21 protein-coding genes are annotated in these 21634 nt (G+C 72.3%); 5 read left to right on the top strand and 16 right to left on the bottom strand.

Translation table 11 applies throughout. The features are described 5' to 3' along the window. Nucleotides 1-23: 23 nt before the first annotated feature. From GA0070609_RS24215 to GA0070609_RS24255, 8 genes are all read right to left on the bottom strand, one after another. Nucleotides 24-869, bottom strand: a complete 846-nt coding sequence (locus GA0070609_RS24215) for a DUF559 domain-containing protein (protein ID WP_231928407.1) — start codon at nt 867-869, stop codon at nt 24-26. A gap of 208 nt (nt 870-1077) precedes the next feature. Continuing rightward, on the bottom strand, nt 1078-2091 hold the full coding sequence (speB, locus tag GA0070609_RS24225) for an agmatinase (RefSeq protein WP_088995911.1): 1014 nt from the start codon (nt 2089-2091) through the stop codon (nt 1078-1080). Next, entirely contained in the window at nt 2088-3290 is a 1203-nt protein-coding gene (locus tag GA0070609_RS24230; protein WP_088995912.1) for a saccharopine dehydrogenase family protein, read from the bottom strand. The genes speB and GA0070609_RS24230 overlap by 4 nt, the downstream gene beginning before the upstream one ends. Further along, nucleotides 3290-4711 carry an NAD(P)/FAD-dependent oxidoreductase gene (locus GA0070609_RS24235; protein WP_088995913.1) on the bottom strand — a complete coding sequence of 474 codons (1422 nt, stop codon included), beginning with the start codon at nt 4709-4711 and terminating at the stop codon, nt 3290-3292. Before GA0070609_RS24235 ends, GA0070609_RS24230 begins: the two co-directional genes overlap by 1 nt. After that, nucleotides 4708-5559: an ABC transporter permease gene (locus GA0070609_RS24240; protein WP_231928408.1), complete on the bottom strand. Its 852-nt coding sequence runs from the start codon at nt 5557-5559 to the stop codon at nt 4708-4710. The genes GA0070609_RS24235 and GA0070609_RS24240 overlap by 4 nt, the downstream gene beginning before the upstream one ends. Before the next feature lie 115 nt (nt 5560-5674). After that, nucleotides 5675-6589, bottom strand: a complete 915-nt coding sequence (locus GA0070609_RS24245) for an ABC transporter permease (protein ID WP_088995914.1) — start codon at nt 6587-6589, stop codon at nt 5675-5677. Further along, the gene (locus tag GA0070609_RS24250; protein WP_088997939.1) at nt 6586-7746 is read right to left on the bottom strand and encodes an ABC transporter ATP-binding protein; all 1161 of its coding nucleotides are present in this window, start codon (nt 7744-7746) and stop codon (nt 6586-6588) included. Before GA0070609_RS24250 ends, GA0070609_RS24245 begins: the two co-directional genes overlap by 4 nt. Nucleotides 7747-7757: 11 nt before the next feature. Then, a complete protein-coding gene (locus GA0070609_RS24255) occupies nt 7758-8942 on the bottom strand; it encodes a polyamine ABC transporter substrate-binding protein (protein ID WP_088995915.1) in 1185 nt (394 codons plus the stop codon). 205 nt (nt 8943-9147) lie between these two features. Between GA0070609_RS24255 and GA0070609_RS24260 the strand changes: the two genes are divergently transcribed. Beyond that, on the top strand, nt 9148-9660 hold the full coding sequence (locus GA0070609_RS24260) for an Lrp/AsnC family transcriptional regulator (RefSeq protein WP_088995916.1): 513 nt from the start codon (nt 9148-9150) through the stop codon (nt 9658-9660). On the opposite strand, the gene GA0070609_RS24265 is transcribed toward GA0070609_RS24260, so the two are convergent. Together GA0070609_RS24265 and GA0070609_RS24270 are read right to left on the bottom strand one after the other, a co-directional pair. Beyond that, entirely contained in the window at nt 9661-9861 is a 201-nt protein-coding gene (locus GA0070609_RS24265; protein ID WP_088995917.1) for a DUF397 domain-containing protein, read from the bottom strand. Next, entirely contained in the window at nt 9852-10622 is a 771-nt protein-coding gene (locus GA0070609_RS24270) for a helix-turn-helix domain-containing protein (RefSeq protein ID WP_088995918.1), read from the bottom strand. Before GA0070609_RS24270 ends, GA0070609_RS24265 begins: the two co-directional genes overlap by 10 nt. Nucleotides 10623-11527: 905 nt before the next feature. On the opposite strand from GA0070609_RS24270, the gene GA0070609_RS24275 reads away from it, so the two are divergent. From GA0070609_RS24275 to GA0070609_RS24285, 3 genes are read left to right on the top strand one after another with little or no spacing between them, the layout of a single operon-like run. Then, complete coding sequence (locus GA0070609_RS24275) at nt 11528-12874, top strand: aspartate aminotransferase family protein (protein WP_088995919.1); 1347 nt, start codon at nt 11528-11530, stop codon at nt 12872-12874. Beyond that, nucleotides 12859-13569 carry a pyridoxamine 5'-phosphate oxidase family protein gene (locus GA0070609_RS24280; protein WP_088995920.1) on the top strand — a complete coding sequence of 237 codons (711 nt, stop codon included), beginning with the start codon at nt 12859-12861 and terminating at the stop codon, nt 13567-13569. The genes GA0070609_RS24275 and GA0070609_RS24280 overlap by 16 nt, the downstream gene beginning before the upstream one ends. Next, nucleotides 13569-14945: an NAD(P)/FAD-dependent oxidoreductase gene (locus tag GA0070609_RS24285; RefSeq protein ID WP_088995921.1), complete on the top strand. Its 1377-nt coding sequence runs from the start codon at nt 13569-13571 to the stop codon at nt 14943-14945. Before GA0070609_RS24280 ends, GA0070609_RS24285 begins: the two co-directional genes overlap by 1 nt. Before the next feature lie 133 nt (nt 14946-15078). Here GA0070609_RS24285 and GA0070609_RS24290 read toward each other — a convergent pair whose 3' ends face one another. After that, nucleotides 15079-15444: a DUF3499 domain-containing protein gene (locus GA0070609_RS24290; protein WP_088995922.1), complete on the bottom strand. Its 366-nt coding sequence runs from the start codon at nt 15442-15444 to the stop codon at nt 15079-15081. Between the two features lie 153 nt (nt 15445-15597). On the opposite strand from GA0070609_RS24290, the gene GA0070609_RS24295 reads away from it, so the two are divergent. Further along, a complete protein-coding gene (locus tag GA0070609_RS24295; RefSeq protein WP_088995923.1) occupies nt 15598-16047 on the top strand; it encodes a metallopeptidase family protein in 450 nt (149 codons plus the stop codon). Between the two features lie 117 nt (nt 16048-16164). Here GA0070609_RS24295 and GA0070609_RS24300 read toward each other — a convergent pair whose 3' ends face one another. From GA0070609_RS24300 to GA0070609_RS24320, 5 genes are all read right to left on the bottom strand, one after another. Continuing rightward, nucleotides 16165-16422, bottom strand: a complete 258-nt coding sequence (locus GA0070609_RS24300; protein ID WP_007455784.1) for a WhiB family transcriptional regulator — start codon at nt 16420-16422, stop codon at nt 16165-16167. A gap of 471 nt (nt 16423-16893) precedes the next feature. After that, a complete protein-coding gene (locus GA0070609_RS24305) occupies nt 16894-17244 on the bottom strand; it encodes a phospholipase (RefSeq protein ID WP_088995924.1) in 351 nt (116 codons plus the stop codon). Nucleotides 17245-17255: 11 nt separating this feature from the next. Next, nucleotides 17256-18650: a DUF4331 domain-containing protein gene (locus tag GA0070609_RS24310; RefSeq protein ID WP_088995925.1), complete on the bottom strand. Its 1395-nt coding sequence runs from the start codon at nt 18648-18650 to the stop codon at nt 17256-17258. A 17-nt stretch (nt 18651-18667) separates the two neighbouring features. Then, nucleotides 18668-18943 carry a hypothetical protein gene (locus tag GA0070609_RS24315; RefSeq protein ID WP_088995926.1) on the bottom strand — a complete coding sequence of 92 codons (276 nt, stop codon included), beginning with the start codon at nt 18941-18943 and terminating at the stop codon, nt 18668-18670. A 167-nt stretch (nt 18944-19110) separates the two neighbouring features. Beyond that, nucleotides 19111-21624 carry a bifunctional FO biosynthesis protein CofGH gene (locus GA0070609_RS24320; RefSeq protein ID WP_088995927.1) on the bottom strand — a complete coding sequence of 838 codons (2514 nt, stop codon included), beginning with the start codon at nt 21622-21624 and terminating at the stop codon, nt 19111-19113. Between the last annotated feature and the right edge of the window lie 10 nt (nt 21625-21634).

The following is a 21634-nucleotide window of genomic DNA, read 5'->3' on the forward strand; positions in this document are numbered from 1 at the left end:
AGAAAGTGCAAGATCGCGGGGAGCTAGGAGAGGGCGGCGCGGATGGTGGTGATGATGTGGTGGGGGCGGCGGTAGAGGTCCTGGTCGGTGAAGTAGCGCATCCGCCAGCCATTGGCGTCGAGCCAGTTCACCCGCTCCCGGTCGCGCCGAAGGCGCTCCCGGTCCAGGTGGGACATTCCGTCGTATTCGATGCCGATCCTGCGCTGCCGATAGCCCAGATCAAGCCGGTACCGGCGGATGCCGTACGAGTCGTACACCCACAGCTGCGGCTCGGGCGGCGGCAGTCGGCCGTCGAGCAGCACCAGTCGCAGCTGGCTCTCCTGGCGACACTCCGCCCGTCCGTCCGCCAACGGCACGAGATCGCGCGCCTGCCTCACGCCCCGCAGGGATTGGTGGGCCGGCAACTCCGCCGCCAACTCGTCGTGCGTCACCGCTCCGCACCGGAGAGCGGCGTCGAGCACCGGCAGGGCGTCGAGCCGTCGCACGGTGCGGGTGAGGTCGACCGCGCAGCGGGCGGCCGGAACGCACGGCAGTCCGCCGACGAGAACGGGTTGCACGGGTAGGACGGAATGGTGAACGACCAGCCCGGGTAGCCGAGGTCGGGGCACATGGGGTGGCAGCTGGATGTGGATCTGGTTCTCCCGCAGCACACCGAAGCCGTGACGGCGCGCGGCACTCTGCCGGGTCAACGCAGCGCCCTCCGGCAGGCACATCAGGAGTGCCCGCAGTTCATCCTCATCCCCGCAGGGCTCGGCCGCGTAGATCCCTCTCCGCACCCGGATCAGCTCCTCCTTGCTGACCCGGGTCCGGATGCGCTTCACGGTCAGGCTCCGCAACAAGTCCTCGACGCGCCACAGCTGAGTCGCCACGCCGGGCAATATGCCGAAACCCCACCCCCGCCCGTCCCCGTCCCACCCACCCCTGTGGACAACCCACCCCCCTGTGGACAACCCCCACCACCCCCACCCCTCTGCTACACGCCACCCGCCCTTCCTCCGCGATCTTGCACTTCAGGCCCTAGATATGCCCGAGAAAGCCCGATAGGTCGGGGCAGGAAATGCAAGATCGCGGGGGGGGTCAGCGGTTGTCGAGCAGGGGTTGGCGGGGATCCCACGGCGGGCCGCCGGCGGCGTCGTGGCGGCGGCGGGCGATGGCCGACAGCGCCTCCAGCACCACCCGGTTGCCCAGGTACGCGGTGATGTCCGCGTGGTCGTACGGCGGAGCGACCTCGACCACGTCGACGCCGACCACCGGCAGCTCGTAGCAGCACCGGCGGACCGCGTCGAGCAGCTGCCGGGAGGTCAGCCCGCCCGGCTCCGGAGTGCCGGTGCCCGGCGCCATGCCCGGGTCGACCACGTCCACGTCGACGGAGAGGAAGACCCCCTCGCACTCGTCCACCGCGACCCCGAACGCCTCGGTCAGGCACTCGTCCAGGCCGCGCGACACCAGCTCGGTCATCTCGTACGAGCGCATCCGCTGGTCCGCCATCCAGCGCAGGGTCGGCGGGTCGGGCCAGTAGCCGCGCAGGCCGATCTGGAGGAACCGGTCGCCGCGTACCGCGCCGGACTCGATGAGCCGGCGCATCGGCTGGCCGTGCCCGTGCAGCGAGCCGAACTCGATGTCGCCGGTGTCGGCGTGCGCGTCGAAGTGCACCAGCGACACCCGGCCGAGCCCGTGGTGCCGGGCCACCCCGGTGGCGTCGGGCAGCGCGATGGAGTGGTCGCCGCCGAGCACGATCGGGATCGCCCCGGCCGCGGCGACCGTGAAGACCGCGGACTCCAGTGCAGCCAGCGACCGTTCGATGTCGCCGGAGAACATCTCCACGTCGCCGGCGTCGTACACCCGCAGGTCGCGCAGGCCGTCGACGCGCAGCGCGAGCGACGGGCGGGAGCCGTCGTGCGGCAGGTAGCAGGCCTGCCGGATGGCGGACGGGCCGAACCGGGTGCCGGGCCGGTGCGAGGTGCCGCCGTCGAAGGGCGCGCCGAGGATCACCACGTCCGCGTCGGCGAACGTCGCCGGCTCGTCCAGCGTGCAGCGGGGCACCCCGAGGAAGGTGACGTCGGGGCCGAACATCGGGCCGTAGCGGGTCATCGCTCCTCCATCCCCCACGGTGAACCGTAGCCGGTGAGCAGGTCCAGGAACGGCTTCGACGGCAGCGCCTCCGGGCCGAGCACCCCGGTCCCGCGCCACGCGCCGGCGGCCAGCAGTTCCAGCGCCACCACCGGATTCACCGCGGTCTGCCAGACCACCGCCTGGTGGCCGTACTCCCGCATGGACCACTCGTTGTCGACCACGTGGTAGAGGTAAACCTCGCGCGGGTTGCCGTCCGGGCCGGTCCCGCGCACCCAGGTGCCGGCGCAGGTCTTGCCGCGCATCCGGTCGCCGAGGGTGGCCGGGTCGGGCAGGCAGGCGGCCACCACGTCGCGCGGCGACACGGAAACCCCGCCGACCCGCACCGGCGCGGTCCCGTCCAGGCCGAGCTTGTGCAGCGTCCTGAGCACCTCGATGAACTCGTTGCCGAGGCCGTACTTGAAGGTGACCCGCCGCGCGTCGACCCAGCGAGGGATCAGCAGCACCTCCTCGTGCTCCACGTTGACGCACTCGACCGGCCCGATCCCCTCCGGGAACTCGAAGACCTCGGGCTCGGAGAAGGGCGGGGTGGTGTACCAGCCCCGGTCGGCCTCCCAGACCACCGGCGGGTTGAGGCACTCCTCGATGGTCGTCCAGATGGAGAACGACGGCGCGAAGTCGTAGCCGTCGACGGTCAGGTTGGCCCCGTCCCGCACCCCGATCTCGTCGACCTCGGCGAACAGCTCGTCGGCGGCGTACCGGGCGAAGACGTCGGACAGGCCCGGCTCGACGCCGATGCCGCAGAGCGCCAACCGCCCGGCCGCCGACCACTGGTCCGCGACGGCGAACTGCTCGTCGCCGAGCTTCACGCCGGTCTCGGCGTAGGGCCGATCGGGGTGTGGCCGGGACAGCGACATGGCCATGTCGAGGTAGTCCGCGCCGGCCGCGAACGCCCCGTCGAAGATCGGCATGACGAAGCGCGGGTCGACCGCGTTGAGCACGTGCGTGATCTGGTGCTCCCGGCAGAGCGCGGCCACCGCGTCGGCCGAGGAGGCGTCGACCGTGGCGGCGACGAACCGGTCACCGTGCCCGGCCACCGCCCGGGCCGCCCGCGCCGGGTCGTGGTCGGCGACCACCATCGTGTCGAAGAAGGTACGGCGGGCGGCGATGGCGACCGCGGCGGAGCCGACCCCGCCGGCCCCCACGAGCAGGATGCGCATCAGGAATCGAACCCCAAACCGAAACGATCGAGCGTACGGAGCCAGAGGTTGCGCCGGCCCTGACGCACGTCGGCCTGGGCCAGCGACCAGCGGGTGAGATTGATGCCGACCGCCCGGGCCGGCTCGGGCGGGAACGGCAGTGGCATCCGGCGCACCAGGTCGAGCCGGGTCAACGGGGTCTCCTCCCCGTCGAGCAGGTCGAGCATCACCCGGGCGGCGAACCGGGTCGCCCCGACGCCGAGCCCGGTGAACCCGGCCGCGTACGCCAACCGCCCCTCGTACGCGGTGCCGAAGAACGGGCAGAACCGGGTACAGGTGTCGATCACCCCGCCCCAGCGGTGGCTGAATCGCAGCCCGTCGAGCTGCGGGAAGGTGGTGAAGAAGTGCTCGGCGAGGGTGCAGAAGGTGTCCCAGCGCTGCTCCAGCGACGGGGCCATCCGGCTGCCGAAGTGGTAGACGGCGTCGTACCCGCCGAACAGGATCCGGTTGTCGGGGGTGATCCGGTAGTAGTGGAACTGGTTGCCGGTGTCCGCGAGCCCCTGCCGGTTCGCCCAGCCGATCGCGCGCCGCTCGTCGTCCGCGAGCGGCTCGGTCATCAGCGCGTAGTCGTAGACCGGCACCACCCAGGCGCGCAGCCGGCGCAGCAACGGCGGGAACGCGTTGGTCGCCAGCACCACCCGCCCGGCGCGGACGCTGCCCGGAGCGGCGTCCCGGCCGGCGGCGGTGGCGGCCCGCAGCGCCGCGCCGTCGCGGCGCAGCCCGGTCACCCGGGTGTGCTCGGCGATCCGCACCCCGACGCTGAGACAGGCCCGGCGCAGCCCCCAGGCCAGCTTCGCCGGGTCGAGCAGGGCCGTGCGGTCCCGGTCCCACATCCCGCCGAGGTACGTCGGCGAGTTCACCTCGGCGCGTACCTCGTCGGCGTCGAGCAGCCGCACGTCGTGGCCGTACCGGCGGCCCAGCTCCGCGTCGGCGGCGAGCCCGTCGAGCTGGTACGGCTCGACCGCGACGGCCAGTTCGCCGGTGCGCTCGAAGTCGCAGTCGATGCCGTACTCGGCCACGGTCGCGGCGATGGCGTCCAGGTTCTCCCGGCCGAGCCGCTCCAGCAGCTCGATCTCGTCCGGGAAGCGCTCGACGCCGTTGGTCAGCCCGTGGGTGAGCGAGGCGGCGCAGAACCCGCCGTTGCGCCCGGACGCCGCCCAGCCGCAGGTGCCCGCCTCGACCAGCAGCACGTCCCGGCTCGGGTCGGCCCGCTTGGCCAGCAGCGCGGTCCACAGCCCGGCGTACCCGCCGCCCACGACCAGCAGGTCGGCGGTGTCAGGGCCGGTCAGCGGCGGCAGCGGGTCGGGGCGTTCCGGGCGGTCCAGCCAGTACGGCACGGGCACCGCGTCGGCCAGCGCCCGGCCGGGATGCGGCCCGGTCATGACGGGCGCCGCGCCGGCCCGCCGCCCGCCGCGACCCGCAGCGCGGCGCGGCGGCCCCGCCGGCCGCGCAGCATGCTGGCCAGCACCAGCAGCAGCGCGATCACGAACATCGCCGTGCCGATGACGTTGACCTGCGGCGGGATGCCCCGCTGGGCGGCGCCCCAGACGTACATCGGGAACGTGACGGTGGTGCCGGCGTTGAAGTTGGTGATGATGAAGTCGTCGAACGACAGCGAGAAGGCGAGCAGCGCGGCGGCCACGATGCCGGGCATCACCAGCGGCAGGGTGATCCGCCGGAAGGTCTGCCACTCGCTGGCGTAGAGGTCCATCGCGGCTTCCTCCAGCCGGGAGTCCATCCCGGCCAGCCGCGCCTTCACCGTGACCACCACGAACGACACGCAGAACATCACGTGCGCGATGACGATGGTCCAGAACCCCTGCGGCACCCCGGCGGAGACGAAGAGGGCGAGCAGCGAGGTGCCCATCACCAGCTCCGGCGTGGCCATCGGCAGGAAGATCAGCACGTTGATCCCGGACCGGCCGCGGAACCGGTGCCGCACCAGCGCGAACGCCATCAGGGTGCCGAGCACCGTGGCGACCACGGTGGCGATGAACCCGATCTGGACGCTGCGCACCACCGCGTCGCACATGTCCGAGGTGGCGCACGGGTTACGCCAGTTGTCCAGGGTGAACTCGTGGAAGTCGTACGACAGCCGGCTGGACGGGCGGTTGAAGGACAGGCCGGCGACCACGGCGATGGGCAGGAAGAGGTAGCCGAGCACCAGCAGCCCGACGCCCAGCACCCAGTGGTCGGCCAGCCAGCGACCGATGCGGTGGGCCACGGTCACTGCGCCCCCCCTTTCGTTCGCGGCTGCGGGGCTCCGCTGCGCTGCACTCCTCGCGCTCACGGCGCCCCCCTTTCGTTCGCGACTGCGGGGCTCCGCTGCGCTGCACTCCTCGCGCTCACAGGACCTCCTCGGTGCCGGCGCGGCGCAGGTAGCCGAAGACCACCGCGAGGATCGCCGCCATCAGCAGGAAGGACAGCGCCGCGCCCTGCGGGTAGTCCAGTCGGACCAGGAACGCCGAGTCGATGACGTTGCCGATCATGTACTCGTTCGGGGTGCCGAGCAGTTCGGCGTTGATGTAGTCGCCGCTGGCCGGGATGAAGAAGAGCAGCGTGCCGGCGACCAGGCCGGGCATCGAGAGCGGCAGGGTGACCTTGCGGAACGCCCGCACCGGGCTGGCGTACAGGTCGCTGGCCGCCTCCAGCAGCCGGGGGTCGAGCCGCTCCAGGCTCGCGTACAGCGGCAGCACCAGGAACGGCAGGAAGTTGTACGTCAGCCCGAGCACCACCGCGACCGGGGTGGCCAGCAGCCTGCCGTCGGGGGCGAGCAGGTGCACGTCACGCAGCAGCCCGACCAGCCAACCGTTGTCGGAGAGGATGGTCTTCCAGGCCAGGGTGCGCACCAGGAAGCTGGTGAACATCGGCGCTATCACGCAGACCAGCAGCAGGTTCTTCCACCGGCCGGCCTTCTGCGCGATGGCGTACGCCAGCGGGTAGCCCATCAGCAGGGCCAGCACCAGCGCGATCCCGGCGTAGAGGAAGGACCGGGTGAACTGCGGCCAGTACGCCGCCAACGCGTCCGGGTAGTTGCCGAACGCCCAGGTCAGCGCGTACCCGGTGGAGAGCGAGCCGCTGGGGTCGTAGAGGCTCGCTGCGGCGAGCTGGAACAGCGGCACGGCGAAGAAGAGGAACAGCCAGGCCGCGCCGGGCAGCAGCAGCAGGTACGGCAGGAACCGGTACCGCCCGGACCGGGCGGCCCGCTCCGGCGCCGCCGGCTGCCCCGACCCGGTCGGTACGTGGGCCAGGACGCTCACGAGGACGCCCCGACCGGTTCGTCCAGCACCGGCGTGGTCCGGTCGTCGGCGCCGGGCTCGCGGGGCAGCACGAAGGCGTGCCGCGGATCCCAGTGCGCCACCGCCTCGGTGCCGACCGGCAGCTGCGCGGTCGCGCCGCTGTTCGCCACGAAGACCGACAGCTCGCTGCCCCAGCCGGTGCGCAGCAGGTACTGGGTGCTGACCCCGACGTAGGAGGCGTCGCTGACCACCCCGGTGACGTGCTGGTGCCCGGCGGGGACCTGGTCGGCGGAGCCGACCAGGTGCAGCTTCTCCGGGCGTACGCCCAGGTAGACCGGGCCCCGGTCGACCCGGGCGCGCTCCGCGGGCACGGCGAAGCGGGAGCCGTGCGCGGAGACCGGCACCTCGCCCCCGGCGGCGCCGGCGGCCTCGCCGGCGAGCAGGTTGGACTGGCCGAGGAAGTTCGCCACGAACGCGGTGGCCGGGAACTCGTAGAGCTCGGCCGGGGCGCCCAGCTGCTCGATCTTCCCGGCGTTCATCACCGCGACCGTGTCGGCCATCGTCATGGCCTCCTCCTGGTCGTGGGTGACGTGCACGAAGGTGATCCCGACCTCGGTCTGGATCCGCTTCAGCTCGATCTGCATCTGCCGGCGCAGCTTGAGGTCGAGCGCGCCGAGCGGCTCGTCGAGCAGCAGCACCTGCGGGTGGTTGATCAGCGCCCGGGCCAGCGCGACCCGCTGCTGCTGGCCGCCGGAGAGCTGGGCCGGCCGGCGCCGGCCGTACCCGTCGAGCTGCACCAGGGCCAGCATCCGCTCGACCTGGTCGTCGACCTTGCGGATGCCGCGCCGGCGCAGCCCGAACGCCACGTTCTCGAAGATGTCCAGGTGCGGGAAGAGGGCGTAGCTCTGGAAGACGGTGTTCACCGGCCGCTTGTACGGCCGCAGCCGGGCGATGTCCCGGTCGCCGAGCAGCACCTGCCCGCTGGTCGGTTCCTCCAGCCCGGCGATCATCCGCAGCGTGGTGGTCTTGCCGCAGCCGGACGCCCCGAGCAGGGCGAAGAACGAGCCCTGCGGGATGGTCAGGCTGAGGTCGTCGACAGCTGTGAAGATGCCGAACAGCTTGGTGAGGTTGGCCAGCCGCAGGTCGCCGGCCGGTGTCTCGCGCCCCACAGATGCCACGCCCACTCCCGTCACGCCCCGATGACCTGCTGGAACTTGCCTTCGTACTCGCGTTCCTGCTTCTCGTCCAGAGCCATGAAGACCTTGGACTTCGCGAGCATCGCGTCGTCGGGGAAGATCAGCGGGTTGGCCGCCAGCTCCGGGTCGATCTTCTCCATCTCCGCCTGTGCCCCCTGGACCGGGCAGATGTAGTTCACGTACGCGGCGAGCTGGGCGGCCACCGCCGGGTCGTAGTAGTAGTTGATCAGCTGCTCGGCGTTGGCCTTGTGGGTGGCCTTGTTCGGCACCAGCATGTTGTCCGACCAGAGCATCACGCCGGACTCGGGCACCACGAACTTGACCTTCTCGTCCTCGAAGCCGAGCTGGATGACGTCGCCGGACCAGCCGATGCACGCGGCGATGTCGCCCTTGGCCAGGTCGGGGGCGTAGTCGTTGCCGGTGAACTTGCGGATCTGCCCGGAGTCGACGGCCTTCTTGAGCTTGTTCAGGGCGTCGTCGAACTGGGCGGGGGTGAAGTTCGACGGGTCGTGCCCGTTCGACTGGAGCAGCAGGCCCATGGTGTCGCGCATCTCGGACAGGGCGGTCACCTTGCCCTTGAGGTCGGGACGGGTGAGCAGCTCGTCGACGGTACGGATCTCCGTGGTCACCTTGCCGTTGTAGGCGAGGCCGGCCAGGCCGGACTGCCACGGGATGGCGAGCTGGTTGTCCTTGTCGAAGGAGCGGCCACGCAGCGAGGGCAGCAGGTTCGCCTCGACGTTGGGCAGCTTCGACCTGTCCAGTTTCTGGATCCAGCCGAGCCGGATCATCCGGGCGGCCATCCAGTCGGTGAGCACCATGATGTCCCGCTCGGTCGCCTGACAGGCGGCGAGCTGGTTCTGCACCTTGCCGAAGAACTCGTTGTTGTCGTTGACGTCCTCGGTGTAGGTGACCGCGATGCCGGACTTGGCGATGAACGCGTCGAGGGTGGGCCGCTTCGACTCGTCCTTCTCATCCACGTCCATGTACTGCGGCCAGTTGGAGAAGGCGAGCTTCTTCTCGGTGCCGGAGAGGTCCTCGCTGACGCAGCCCGCCTCGGTCTGCTGGGCGCCCTTGGTGCCGCAGCCGGTCAGGGCGCCGCCGGCGGCGAGCAGCGCCGCCGAACCGAGGGTGCCGGTGAGCAGTCCACGCCGGGTGAGGGGCCGAAGGGGAGTTCGCATGTGACGACTCCTAAATGGTCATCGTCGGCGGCGGGACGGGGGTGGCGCGCCGGCGGGAGGGTCAAGTGCGGTGGACGACTGATCCTGACATGAGGTGACCTCCCTTACAAGGGATTCCGTTGCGGGATTAGCTCTCCACGACGAAATACGCCACACTGCGCGAGGGCATTAGGCTCAGCCCGGGAACGGACATGGGGAGCGGTCGATGACGAACCGGCAGCAGGACAACGGCAACGGCGGGCGGCGGGTAGCCGTGCGTGAAGGCGCCAGTCACGCTCTGCTCGACGACGTGGCGAAACAGATCATCGAGCAGCTCCAGGAGGACGGCCGCCGCCCGTACGCGACCATCGGCAAGGCGGTCGGGCTCTCCGAGGCCGCGGTGCGGCAGCGGGTGCAGCGGCTGCTCGACGCCGGGGTGATGCAGATCGTCGCCGTGACCGATCCGCTCCAGCTCGGCTTCCCCCGCCAGGCCATGATCGGGCTGCGTACCGACGGCGACCTGGAGGCGGTCGCCGACCGGCTCGCCGAACTGGAGGAGGTGGACTACGTGGTGATCACGGCCGGCTCGTTCGACCTGCTCACCGAGGTGGTCTGCCGCAACGACGACCACCTGCTGGCGATCCTGCAACGGCTGCGCGCGGTCGAGGGCGTGCTCTCCACCGAGGCGTTCGTCTACCTGAAGCTGCGCAAGCAGACCTACACCTGGGGCACCGCCTGATCAGTCGGCGCCCTCGGGCCCCCCGACCATCCCGATGAACGCCCGCCAGGCGCCCGGGGTGAAGCTGAGCGTGCCGCCGTCGCGGTCCTTGCTGTCGCGGACCAGCACCCGGCCCGGCAGATTGTCAGCCACCTCGACGCAGTTGCCGCCGTTGTTGCTGCTGCGGGTGGCGGTACGCCAACGGGCGTCGGTCAGGTCCATGTCTGCGCCACTTCCCGGATCAGTGCGATCGACCGGCGGCGGGGTAGCGCCTCACCGGTGACGCTCTCCCACCTCCGGCTCAGGCTAGCAATGTCGCGGCTGTCGGTCACCATCTGACCACGGAGCTGATTGTCCAGATAGGCCACCTCAGCGCCGTCGGGCAGGCGAGCCAACACGAACGGCCCAGCCAGCCCCGTATGCCACGGCCCGTCGGCCGGAATCACCCGGATCTGCACCTGCTCCCGCTGCGCCATCGCGGCCAGATGGCTCAACTGCTCAGCCATCACCGCCCGGTCGCCGACCAACCGGCGCAGTACCACCTCGTCGATCACGACGACGAGCTGCGGAGGTTCCTCGCGGCAGAGAATCTCCTGCCGCTCCAGCCGGCCTGCCACGATCTGGTCCACCTCGGGCGCCGGCAGCAGGCCACCGGTCCTGAGCACCGCACGGGCGTACCGCTCCGTCTGCAACAGTCCCGGCACCAGCAGCGGCTCGTATGACCGGATTGACGTGGCGTCCTGCTCCAGCTCTGCCCACGGTCGGAACCAGGGCAGGTCGCGCCGGCGGTACGGTTCCGGCCACAGCTCGGCGGCGTCGCGGCCGAGCACCTCGGCGACCGCGATCCGGGTGCGCGGATGCGGGATGCGTCCTGACGTGAGCCACCGGCCGGCCGTCTTCGGGTCGACGCTGACCTTCGCCGCCAGCGACTCGACGGTCTCGCCCTTCTCCGCCATCGCCACCCGCAGCACCTCGTTCGCCATCGGATCCACCCTCCACCCGGGACTCACGCTCCGGCGCACGATAGCGACGCTACGTGTCGATGTCCCGAGCGCGCCGGCGTGTTGGGGCGGGACCTGTTTCGCGCATCTGCGATGGCCCGGCCAGTGTCCGGAGAAGGCCCCGGAACTGTCCCGGCCATCCCGTCGACGCGCCCTTTGGAGCTGATGTCGCAACCGACTCACCCGAAGCGACCCCGCAGCGCGACGCCACAGCCCACCCGACCCGGAACGCCCCACACCGGGACCCCGCAGCCCACCCGACCCGGAACGCCCCACACCGGGACCCCGCAGCCCACCCGACCCGGAACGCCCCACACCGGGACCCCGCAGCCCACCCGGCCCCGAGCGACCCGCACCGCGACGCCACAGCCCACCCGGCCCTGAGCGACCCGCACCGCGACGCCGCAACCCACCCGGCCCCGAGCGACCCCGCAGCGCGACGCCGCAACCCACCCGGTCCGCAGCGCGATGCCGCAGCCCACCCGGTCCGCAGCGCGATGCCGCAGCCCACCCGGTCCGCAGCGCCCCCACAGCGCGACGTCGTAACCGACTCGCACCGGAGCGACCCTGCGGGCGTGATGTCGCAAACGGTTCAGCTCCAAAGGGCCCGCCGACCACCTGGGGGGGGTCGGCGTGGTCGCACAGATGGGGCTCGACAGCGCCCAAAGGTTGGGCCACCACGCCCGCGACCCGCCCCGGACCACCGATTCGGGGCCCCAACCCGATCGATGCGGATTCCGTTGTTCACAGTCTTGCCACTCGCTGAATCCGTTGCCGGATCGGCGATAGACCACCGATCCCACTTGCTTTCCGGGCTCGCGCTGTGGGATAACCGTGGGCAGAGCGGCCGGTGTCCCCTGACCGGCCCGAGACCCGATGGGGCTGACATGGCCAACGCCACCGACCACCTCTGGATGCACTTCACCCGGATGGCGAGCTACTCCGCCGGCGAGGTGCCGACCATCGTCCGCGGTGAGGGCGCGTACGTCTGGGACGCCCAGGGCCGCCGCTACCTCGACGGGCTCGCCGGGCTCTTCGTGGTCAACGCCGGCCACGGCCGCGCGGAGCTGGCCGAGGCCGCCGCCAAGCAGGCCGGCGAGCTGGCCTACTTCCCGCTCTGGTCGTACGCCCACCCGAAGGCCGTCGAGCTGGCCGAGAAGATCTCGGCCCTCACCCCCGGCGACCTGAACCGGGTCTTCTTCACCACCGGCGGCTCCGAGGCCGTCGAGGCGGCCTGGAAGCTGGCCCGGGCCTACTTCAAGCGCACCGGCCAGCCGAACAAGTACAAGGTGGTCAGCCGCTACATCGCCTACCACGGCACCTCGATGGGCGCGCTGTCGATCACCGGTCTGCCCGGCATCAAGAGCGACTTCGAGCCGCTGGTGCCCGGCGGGATCAAGGTGCCGAACACCAACTTCTACCGGGCGCCGGAGCACGGCGACGACCCGGAGGCGTTCGGCCGCTGGGCCGCCGACGAGATCGGCCGCGCCATCGAGCGGGAGGGGCCGGACACGGTGGCGGCGGTCTTCCTGGAGCCGGTGCAGAACTCCGGCGGCTGCTTCCCACCGCCGCCCGGCTACTTCGAGCGGGTCCGCGAGATCTGCGACGCGTACGACGTGCTGCTCGTCTCCGACGAGGTGATCTGCTCCTGGGGCCGGCTCGGCGAGTACTTCGGCGCCGTCCGCTACGGCTACCAGCCGGACATCATCACCACCGCCAAGGGCATCACCTCCGGCTACGCCCCGCTTGGCGCGATGATCGCCAGCGACCGGCTGATGGAGCCGTTCCTCACCGAGACCGGCATGTTCGCCCACGGGGTGACCTTCGGCGGGCACCCGGTCTCCTGCGCGGTGGCGCTGGCCAACCTGGAGGTCTTCGCCCGCGAGGACCTCATCGGGCACGTCCGGGCCAACGAGGCGACGTTCCGCGCCACCCTGGAGAAGCTGCACGACCTGCCGATCGTCGGCGACGTCCGGGGCGACGGCTACTTCTACGGCATCGAGCTGGTCAAGGACAAGACCACCCGGGAGACCTTCGACGAGGCCGAGTCGGAGCGGCTGCTGCGCGGCTTCCTCTCCACCGCGCTCTTCTCCGCCGGGCTCTACTGCCGCGCCGACGACCGGGGCGACCCGGTGGTGCAGCTCGCCCCGCCGCTGATCGCCGAGCAGCAGCAGTTCGACGAGATCGAGCAGATCCTGCGCGCCGTGCTGACCGAGGCATGGGCACGCCTCTGACCGGCGGGTCGGGGCCTTCGCCCGCCGCGGCCGGGTCCCGCTGCGCCGGGGCCCGGTCACCGGCCGACGCCGACGTCGGGCGGACGACGCGCACCCGCGTACGCCGGCTGCCCGACCTCGCGGCGCACGACCGGGCGAGCCTGTACGCGGTGCTCGACACCGGCCGGGTCGGCCACCTGGCGATCGTCGACGGCGACCAGCCGTACGCCCTCCCGGTCGGCTACGCCCGCAACGGCGACCGGGTGCTGGTGCACGGCTCCACCGGCAGCCGGCTGTTCCGGCACCTCGCCGCCGGCGCGCCGGCCTGCCTGACGGTCACCCTGCTGGACGGGCTGGTGCTGGCCCGCAGCGCCTTCGAGTCCTCGATGAACTACCGCTGCGCGATGGTGCTCGGCACCCTGGCCAGCCTCGACGGCGACGAGAAGCTGGCCGCGCTGGAGCGGATCTCCGAGCACCTGCTGCCCGGCCGGTGGGCGGTGATCCGGCCGCCGTCGGCCAAGGAACTGGCGGCCACCCTGGTGCTCGCGCTGCCCTTGGCCGAGTGCTCGGTGAAGATCAGCGCCGGGCCGCCGGACGATCCGCCCGAGGACCTGTCTCGCGAGGTGTGGGCCGGCGTGATGCCGATCGTGGAGTCGCTCGGCCGCCCGGAACCCGACCCCGCGCTCCGCTTCGACCTGCCGCCCCCGGAGTGGTGATGTGTTACCCGAAGCTGTCCTACTGGCTCTCCAGCGTGGACGAACCGCTGGTCCCGCGCCCGCCGCTGCCCGGGGACGCCGACGCCGACGTGGTGATCGTCGGGGCCGGCTACACCGGGCTGTGGACGGCGTACTACCTGGCCGGGGCCGACCCGACGCTGCGGATCACGGTCCTGGAGGCGGAGATCGCCGGGTACGGCGCCTCCGGGCGCAACGGTGGTTGGTGCTCCGCGCTCTTCCCCACCTCGCTGCCCGCGCTGGCCCGCCGGCACGGCCGGGACGCCGCGCTCGCCATGCAGCGCACCGTGCAGGCCACAGTGCGCGAGGTCGGCCGGGTGGTCACGGCCGAGAGCATCGACTGCGACTGGGCGTACGGCGGGACGGTGGTGCTCGCCCGGACGGGCCCGCAGCTCGCCCGCGCCCGGGCGGCCGTCGAGGAGGCCCGGGAGTTCGGACTCGGCCCGGCGGACCTGGCGCTGCTGGACGCCGGCGAGGCGTCGGCCCGGTGCGCGGCCGACGGCGTGCTCGGCGGCACGTACACGCCGCACTGTGCGGCGGTGCACCCGGCGCGGCTGGTCCGCGGCCTGGCCCGGGCGGTGGAGCGGCGCGGGGTGACCATCCACGAGCGCACCCCGGTGACGGCGATCTCCCCGGGCGCGGCGGTGACCCCGGCCGGCTCGGTACGGGCGCCGGTGGTGGTCCGGGCCACCGAGGGTTACACGCCGATGCTGCCCGGGCAGCGGCGCACGGTCGCGCCGGTCTACTCGCTGATGGTGGCCACCGAGCCGCTGCCGGCCCGGATCTGGGAACGGATCGGGCTGGCCGAACGGGAGACCTTCTCCGACCACCGGCACGTCATCATCTACGGCCAGCGCACCGCCGACGGGCGGCTCGCCTTCGGCGGGCGGGGCGCCCCGTACCACTTCGGGTCCCGGGTCAGGCCGGGGTACGACCGGGAGCCACGGGTCTTCGCGGCGCTGCGCCGTACGCTCGGCGAGCTGTTTCCGGTGCTCGGCCCGGACGTGCCGGTGGCGCACACCTGGGGTGGGCCGCTCGGGGTGGCCCGGGACTGGGCGGCCTCGGTCGGTTACGACCCGGCCAGCGGGCTCGCCTGGGCCGGCGGGTACGTGGGCGACGGCGTCGGCACCAGCAATCTCGCCGGCCGTACGCTGGCCGACCTGATCCGGGGCGAGTGCACCGACCTGACCGCCCTCCCCTGGGTCAACCACCGCTCCCCCCGCTGGGAGCCGGAGCCCCTGCGCTGGCTGGCCGTCAACGCCGGCCTCCGCCTGATGTCCTCCGCCGACGCCGCCGAACTCCGCAAGGACCGCCCTTCCCGCCGCGCCGCCACCTTCTCCCACCTCCTCGGCCACTAACCCACTCCCACCAGCCTCAACCCGACTCCACCCCGTTGATCATGGGGTTAGCGGCAGCACGGGAGATCGAAAACGCCGCCAACCTCATGATCAACGGCGGAAACCGGCGGGCGCGGGGACGGACCGGGTGGGGTCAGTGGTTGGGGGGGATTACGCGGAGGTGGCCGCGGCGGGCGGTGTGGCCGGGGGTGGGGAGGTCGTGGTCGTCCTCGGGGGGACGGGGGGTGGGGCGGGCGGCCTCGCGGACCGCCTCGGCCAGCGCGACCAGGTCGTCCGTGGTCGGCGGCGGCGGTTCGAACTCGCCCTCGTGCCGGACCACGTCCCAGCCCCGCGGCGCGGTCAGGCTGCGGGCGTGCGGCTCACAGAGGTCGTACGTGTGCGGCTCGGCGAAGGCCGCCAGCGGGCCCACCACGGCGGTCGACTCGTTGTAGACATAGGTCAATGTGGCGACCGCTTGCCGGGGGCAGCCGTTACGGGAGCAGCGCCGTGGTGACCTCACGGCGGCAGGGTATCTCCATTACCGGCTCCGGCGCACCGCTTCGCGTTGCGACACGCCCGTCATGGTGATCACAATTCGACCGGCCCGGCCGCGCCGCGCCACGGTGGCGGCACTGCCGCAGGCTAGGCTGGCCCGGGGGCTACCCTTTGCCTCATGACGAGCCCGGAACACCGCCGCCCCGGCGCCGGCCGGCGCGCCCACCGTGACCGGCACGGGCGCGGGCTGCGCGGACGGCTGGTGCCGGCGACCGTGCCGCTGGCCCGGACCAAGGCGGAGGTCTTCGACGACCTGGTCCTGGACACCGTCGAGACGCTGGAACGGCGGTTCGCCAAGGAGTTGGCCGGGGTCGAGTTCGCGGTCGAGGACGTGCCACCGGAGTTGAACGTCTACGACTCCGACGTGCTGGAGGACGGTGAGGTGCCGCTCGCCCGGCTGCTGCCCGGCCGCCCCGGCCGGCAGGAGGTGCCGCCCCGGATCGTGCTCTACCGCCGCCCGCTGGAGTTCCGCGCGATGGACCGCGAGGACCTCGCCGACCTGGTACATGACGTGATCATCGAGCAGGTGGCGAACCTGCTCGGCGTCGATCCCGACGAGCTGGCCTGACCGCACCCGGCCGGGCCGGCGCCCGCGTGCCGGGCGGCCACGTCACCGCCCATCGGACGGGCGCCGTGGCGCCCGGGTCCGAGCCGGGCGGCCCCCACCGCCCCGGCCCGGCACCGCTCAGGCGGCCCGCCGCTTCAGCTTGCGCCGCTCCCGCTCGGAGAGCCCACCCCAGATCCCGAACCGCTCGTCGTGGCCGAGAGCGTATTCGAGGCATTCCGTCTTGACCTCGCAGCGCGAGCAGATCCGCTTCGCTTCGCGGGTCGAACCGCCCTTCTCGGGAAAGAACGCCTCCGGATCGGTCTGCGAGCACAGCGCCCGCTCCTGCCACTCCGGCGCGTTTCCGAGCAGGTCGGCCACCTCAAGCTGGCCGTCCATCTGATGCCTCCTTGTCGCGCACCGGCGTCATCGCCGCTGCAACCCCCCACGCGAAAGGCGTGCGTGTCCGTCCGGTCCCGTTTTGTTGCGTTCCGTGCGAACAACCCCATTCAAATTACACGCGTGTAATGCGTGCGCCGTCAAGCCAAACTTGATAATGGAGTCGCCCTCCCGACACGCATCCGGACAGTCACCGCGACCACCCGGCCTCGCAACCTGCCCTATCGATTCAGACCCCGGCCGAGTAACGCCCTCTCCGGCGAGTTGCCCGAGTTTTCTCCCGTGGCGTCGCCGCGCCGGCCCGGGACGGGCGCGCCGGCGAGGACTCCCGGGAGATCACCCATCAAGATGGTGATCTTGATGGGTGCCAGGTTAACCCGAGGACGCCAGGACCGCCCGTCGAGCCGGAAACGCCGACCGCGCTCCGCCCACAATGTGGACGGAGCGCGGTGCTCGGTGAGCTGGACGGGGTCAGCCGCCACCCGGCGGGACCCTGGTCGGCCAGACGAACTCGGCGACCGAGCCGCCGCTGACGGTGACCGCGCCGGCCGGCGTCCGGTCGTCCCACCAGACGGTATAGAGACCGCCGGGCAGGTCCGGGTAGACGGCACTGTGGAAGGTGCCGTCGCGGACCCGCCGCTCCCGCACCGCCGAGTGGGTGCGTGGCGCGTCGTCGGCACCCGCCGCCGAGTCGGCGGTCCGGCTGATCTCGATCTCCCGCCCGCGCAGGTCCCGTCCGGTGTAGATGATCAGGGCGCCGGTGTCGCCGCCCAGGTCCAGGACGACGCTGCCGGTCTCCGACGGCCCGTACGCGTGCTCCATCCGCTCTCCCGTCACCTCGCCGCCGGTGGGTTGTTGAACCCGTCGTAGGGCGTGCCCAGGTAGGGGAAGGCCGGCAGGAACCCGGCGGTCACGTCGGCGGCGCTCAGCCCCGGGGTGACCGCGGCCGCCGCCGCGTCCGGCCGGAACGTCCGGTCGACCAGCGGCACGGTCAGCCCGGCGATGGCCCGCAGCGCGATGGTGACCACGTCGTCGACGGGTCGGCGGCCGTTCGGGAACCCGGCCAGGTCGCCGCCGAGCACGCCGAACCGGTCCGGCCGACGGCTGGGCGGGATGGCCGTGTTCAGCCGCAGCATGTCGGCCTGCACGTCGCCGGTGGCGTTGGTGAACCCGTCGATCAGTCCCGCCGGTACGCCGGTGAGCAGGATCGCCACCAGGTCGGCCCGGGCCTTCTTCGCCTTGTTCAGCCGGTCCAGGTTGCCGAAGACGCCCGGGTAGAGCGCCGGCAGCAGGGCGGCCAGCTCCGGCTGCTCGACGAACTGGGCGAACCGCTTGTCCTCCGTCGGCGGCAGCGAGTTCCACAGGTCCTTCTGCGACATCGGCACGATGACCTCGTTGAACAGCGGATTGCCCAACCGGGACACCTGGACGAACGGCCCCGCCGCCACGCCCCGCCCCGATTCGCCGCCGATCACCCGGGCCTGCCGCCGTGCGGCCGAGGTCCAGACGCCGATCACCGACGCCTGGTCGGCCACCCCGTAGCGGTTGGCGCGCCGGCGCACCTTGCCCAGCGGCACCTGCAACGCGATGCTGTGCACGTTCATCCGGTCGGTCGCGTTCACCGGTTCGCCCTCGGCCCGGAAGACCTTCCTGCCGGCCACGTGCAGCTGCTGGAACGGGCGCAGCGTACCGAGGTCGAAGACCGCGCCCAGGTCGACGAAGAAGCCGTCGGCCCGCTGCCCGGCGAAGACGCGCTCGCCGGTGGAGAGGCTGTAGGTGGCCTGCTGGACCAGGTCGGTGTAGTTGGGCGTGGAGAGCGGGCCCACGTTGCACGGCGGGCAGGGCAGTTTGTGCGCCAGCCGGTGCTCGCGGCCGTCGGCGATCCGGGTCAGGCTGTAGAACTGCCGCCGGTTCCAGTTCTCGCTGTCCAGTGAGTCGATCGGGCCGGTGTTGTAGAGAAAGCTGTTCGGATTGGTGATCTCGGTGGTGAATTCGAAACGGTAGACGATGTCGGGACGACCGTCGCTGTCGTTGTCGATATTGATGTCGTACTGCACGTCGTCGCCGAACTCGAAGAAGTTCGGCCCGCCGGACGGCAACTGCAACGGCACGTAGTTCGCGATCAGGGTCACCGTGTCGGGCCGGTCGGGGCTGACGAACGCGTACAGGTCGGACGAGTCGGCGACCGGGTCCTTGGCTATCTCCGGTGCCTCGCGGTGGGAAGACATGGCGGACCACCCTCCGTTCAGGCCCGGCCGGCGGCGCGGCGCAGCCGGTCGGTCAGGCCGCGGTCGCGTACCTCGACCCGGGTGGTGCCGACGAAGACGTCCAGCTTTCCGGCGGCGGCGTCCCGCAGGTGCACGACGATCGGCTCGTCGGCCGCCGCGTCGGGGGCGTTCTGCGCGGCCGACAGGCCCGGCACGGTGAGGGCGGCCGCGCCGAGCGTGGCGCTGGCCGCCGCTGTCAACGTCTGCCGTCGGGTCAGGCGCGGCCAGGGCCGCTTCCGCTGATCACTGGTCATGGGCAACCTTTCCGGCTGCGGCGCGGGTGCGCCCGGGTGGCGGACCAGGGCCGGCGCCGCGCCGCGGAACGACGCCGCCGGGCCCCTGCGGGGATGCCGGCGGCGGTCCTCGCCGCGACCGCCGCCGGCGTCCAGTGGTACGGCCGGCGGCGGGGAAAGGTTCGACGCTACGGACGCGGGTGACCGTACGCGGTCGTACGTCTGCGGGCCGGTCGTCCGGCCTTCGCCGCGATGGCCCGCAACTGCTCCTCGGTCCGGGCCGACCCGTTGGCGGAGCCGGCCATCCGGGAAATCGTCTCCTCCATCAGGGTGCCGCCGAGGTCGTTGCAGCCACCGCGGAGCATCTCCGCCGTGCCGTCGTCGCCGAGCTTCACCCAGGAGCACTGGATGTTGTCGATCCGCCCGTGCAGCAGCAGCCGGGCCATCGCGTGCACCACCCGGTTCTCCCGCCAGGTCGGCCCGGGCCGGGCGATGCCGGCCAGGTAGATCGGGGCGTTGGTGTGCACGAACGGCAGCGCCACGAACTCGGTGAACCCGCCGGTGCGGTCCTGCACCCCGGCCAGCACCCGGAAGTGCGCGAGCCACTGGCCGGGATGGTCGACGTGGCCGTACATCATCGTGGAGCTGGACCGGATGCCCAGCTCGTGGGCCGTGCTGACCACCTCGACCCAGGCGGCGGCCGGCAGCTTGCCCTTGGTGAGCACCCAGCGCACCTCGTCGTCGAGGATCTCCGCGGCGGTGCCCGGGATGGTGTCCAGCCCGGCGTCGCGCAGCAGGCCCAGCCACTCCCGCACCGGCACGCCGGCCTTGGCGGCGGCGGTCACGATCTCCATCGGCGAGAACGCATGCACGTGCATCCCGGGCACCCGCGCCTTGATCGCGCGGACCAGGTCGGCGTAGCCGGTGACCGGCAGCTTCGGGTCGATGCCGCCCTGCAGGCAGACCTCGGTGGCGCCGGCCGCCCACGCCTCCTCGGCCCGGTCCGCGACCTGGTCCACCGAGAGCCGGTACGCGTCGGCGTCCCGCTCCCGCTGGGCGAAGGCGCAGAACCGGCACCCGACATAGCAGACGTTGCTGAAGTTGATGTTGCGGTTGACCACGTAGGTCACGTCGTCGCCGACGGTGTCCCGGCGGACGTCGTCGGCCAGCCGGCAGAGTTCGTCCAGCGCCGGGCCGTCGGCGGCGAAGAGCGCCAACGCGGCGTCGGTGTGCCGCGGGTCGAGCAGCGCGGCCGGATCGTCGGCCGCCAGCCGCAGCCCGGCCCGCAGGTCGGCGTCGCCGCCACCCGGCCCGGCCGGCGCGGCGCCGACCTTGGTGGCCACCTCGGCCCAGTCGCCGTAGACGCTGTCGAAGTCGCCCCGCCGGTCGCCGGTACGCCCGGTGGTGTCGATGCTGGCGTACAGGTCGGTCCGCCCGCCGAACACCTCCTCCGGCTCCTGCCAGGGGCGGCCGGTCGGCCGGGCCTGCTCGACGGCGAGGCCGGTGGCCGGGTCGGCCAGCGCGGTCACGTGCGGCAGCAGCCGCGGGTCGAGCCACGGGTCGCCGGCCCGGACGTACTCCGGGTAGATGGTCAGCCGCTCGCGCAGGGTGAAGCCGGACTTCTCGGTGTGCCCGGCCAGCTCGTCGAGCTGCGGCCAGGGCCGCTCCGGGTTGACGTGGTCCGGGGTCAGCGGCGACACCCCGCCCCAGTCGTCGATGCCGGCCCGCAGCAGCAGGTCGTACTCGCCGGCGATGAGGTTGGGCGGGGCCTGGATCCGGGCCCGCGGGCCGAGCAGCACCCGGGCCACCGCCACCGTGGCGGCGAGGTCGTGCAGCTCCGCGTCGGGCATGCCGCGCATCGCGGTGTCCGGCTTGGCGCGGAAGTTCTGCACGATCACCTCCTGGAGGTGGCCGTACTCGCGGTGCGCCCGGCGGATCGCGAAGATCGCGTCGACCCGCTCGGCGGGCGTCTCGCCGATGCCGATCAGGATGCCGGTGGTGAACGGCACGCCGACCCGGCCGGCGTCGTCGAGCACCCGCAGCCGCACCGCCGGCTCCTTGTCCGGCGAGCCGTAGTGCGGGCCGCCCGGCTCCGACCAGAGCCGGGTCGCGGTGGTCTCCAGCATCATGCCCATGCTCGGCGCGACCGGCTTGAGCCGTTGCAACTCGGCCCAGGAGAGCACGCCGGGGTTCAGGTGCGGCAGCAGGCCGGTCTCCTCCAGCACCGCCACCGCACAGGCGCGCAGGTAGTCCAGGGTGGAGTCGTAGCCGCGCTCGTCCAGCCAGCGGCGGGCGGCCGGCCAGCGCTCCTCGGGCCGGTCGCCGAGGGTGAACAGGGCCTCCTTGCAGCCCTGGGCCGCGCCCGCCCGGGCGATCGCCAGCACCTCGTCGCGGTCCAGGAAGGCCGCCAGCAGCCGGTGCGGCACGGTGGCGAAGGTGCAGTAGTGGCAGCGGTCCCGGCAGAGCCGGGTGAGCGGGATGAAGACCTTCTTGGAGAAGGTGATGACGCCGGGCCGCCCGGCCTCGCGCAGGCCCGCGTCGCGTACGGCGCCGGCGATCCGGAGCAGTTCGTCCAGCGCGGCGCCCCGGGCGCTCAGCAGTGCGGTCGCCTCGTCGACGTCCAGCGCCCGCCCGGTCTCGGCCCGGCGCAGCGCCCGGCGCACGCTCGCGTCACTCGGGCCCGGGTCGGTGCGATCAACCATCCGCTCAGCC

Source organism: Micromonospora echinaurantiaca, from assembly GCF_900090235.1.
Classification (GTDB): Bacteria; Actinomycetota; Actinomycetes; order Mycobacteriales; family Micromonosporaceae; genus Micromonospora; species Micromonospora echinaurantiaca.

What these genes read in the sequence shown, in the direction of transcription:
- GA0070609_RS24285 (WP_088995921.1), top strand. Translation starts at nt 13,569, where the DNA reads ATGTGTTACCCGAAGCTGTCCTACTGGCTCTCCAGCGTGGACGAACCG.
- GA0070609_RS24235 (WP_088995913.1), bottom strand. Translation starts at nt 4,711, where the DNA reads ATGACCGGGCCGCATCCCGGCCGGGCGCTGGCCGACGCGGTGCCCGTG.
- GA0070609_RS24295 (WP_088995923.1), top strand. Translation starts at nt 15,598, where the DNA reads ATGACGAGCCCGGAACACCGCCGCCCCGGCGCCGGCCGGCGCGCCCAC.
- GA0070609_RS24265 (WP_088995917.1), bottom strand. Translation starts at nt 9,861, where the DNA reads ATGGACCTGACCGACGCCCGTTGGCGTACCGCCACCCGCAGCAGCAAC.
- GA0070609_RS24255 (WP_088995915.1), bottom strand. Translation starts at nt 8,942, where the DNA reads ATGCGAACTCCCCTTCGGCCCCTCACCCGGCGTGGACTGCTCACCGGC.
- GA0070609_RS24305 (WP_088995924.1), bottom strand. Translation starts at nt 17,244, where the DNA reads ATGGAGCACGCGTACGGGCCGTCGGAGACCGGCAGCGTCGTCCTGGAC.
- speB (WP_088995911.1), bottom strand. Translation starts at nt 2,091, where the DNA reads ATGACCCGCTACGGCCCGATGTTCGGCCCCGACGTCACCTTCCTCGGG.
- GA0070609_RS24310 (WP_088995925.1), bottom strand. Translation starts at nt 18,650, where the DNA reads ATGTCTTCCCACCGCGAGGCACCGGAGATAGCCAAGGACCCGGTCGCC.
- GA0070609_RS24230 (WP_088995912.1), bottom strand. Translation starts at nt 3,290, where the DNA reads ATGCGCATCCTGCTCGTGGGGGCCGGCGGGGTCGGCTCCGCCGCGGTC.
- GA0070609_RS24315 (WP_088995926.1), bottom strand. Translation starts at nt 18,943, where the DNA reads ATGACCAGTGATCAGCGGAAGCGGCCCTGGCCGCGCCTGACCCGACGG.
- GA0070609_RS24280 (WP_088995920.1), top strand. Translation starts at nt 12,859, where the DNA reads ATGGGCACGCCTCTGACCGGCGGGTCGGGGCCTTCGCCCGCCGCGGCC.
- GA0070609_RS24260 (WP_088995916.1), top strand. Translation starts at nt 9,148, where the DNA reads ATGACGAACCGGCAGCAGGACAACGGCAACGGCGGGCGGCGGGTAGCC.
- GA0070609_RS24320 (WP_088995927.1), bottom strand. Translation starts at nt 21,624, where the DNA reads ATGGTTGATCGCACCGACCCGGGCCCGAGTGACGCGAGCGTGCGCCGG.
- GA0070609_RS24300 (WP_007455784.1), bottom strand. Translation starts at nt 16,422, where the DNA reads ATGGACGGCCAGCTTGAGGTGGCCGACCTGCTCGGAAACGCGCCGGAG.
- GA0070609_RS24270 (WP_088995918.1), bottom strand. Translation starts at nt 10,622, where the DNA reads ATGGCGAACGAGGTGCTGCGGGTGGCGATGGCGGAGAAGGGCGAGACC.
- GA0070609_RS24275 (WP_088995919.1), top strand. Translation starts at nt 11,528, where the DNA reads ATGGCCAACGCCACCGACCACCTCTGGATGCACTTCACCCGGATGGCG.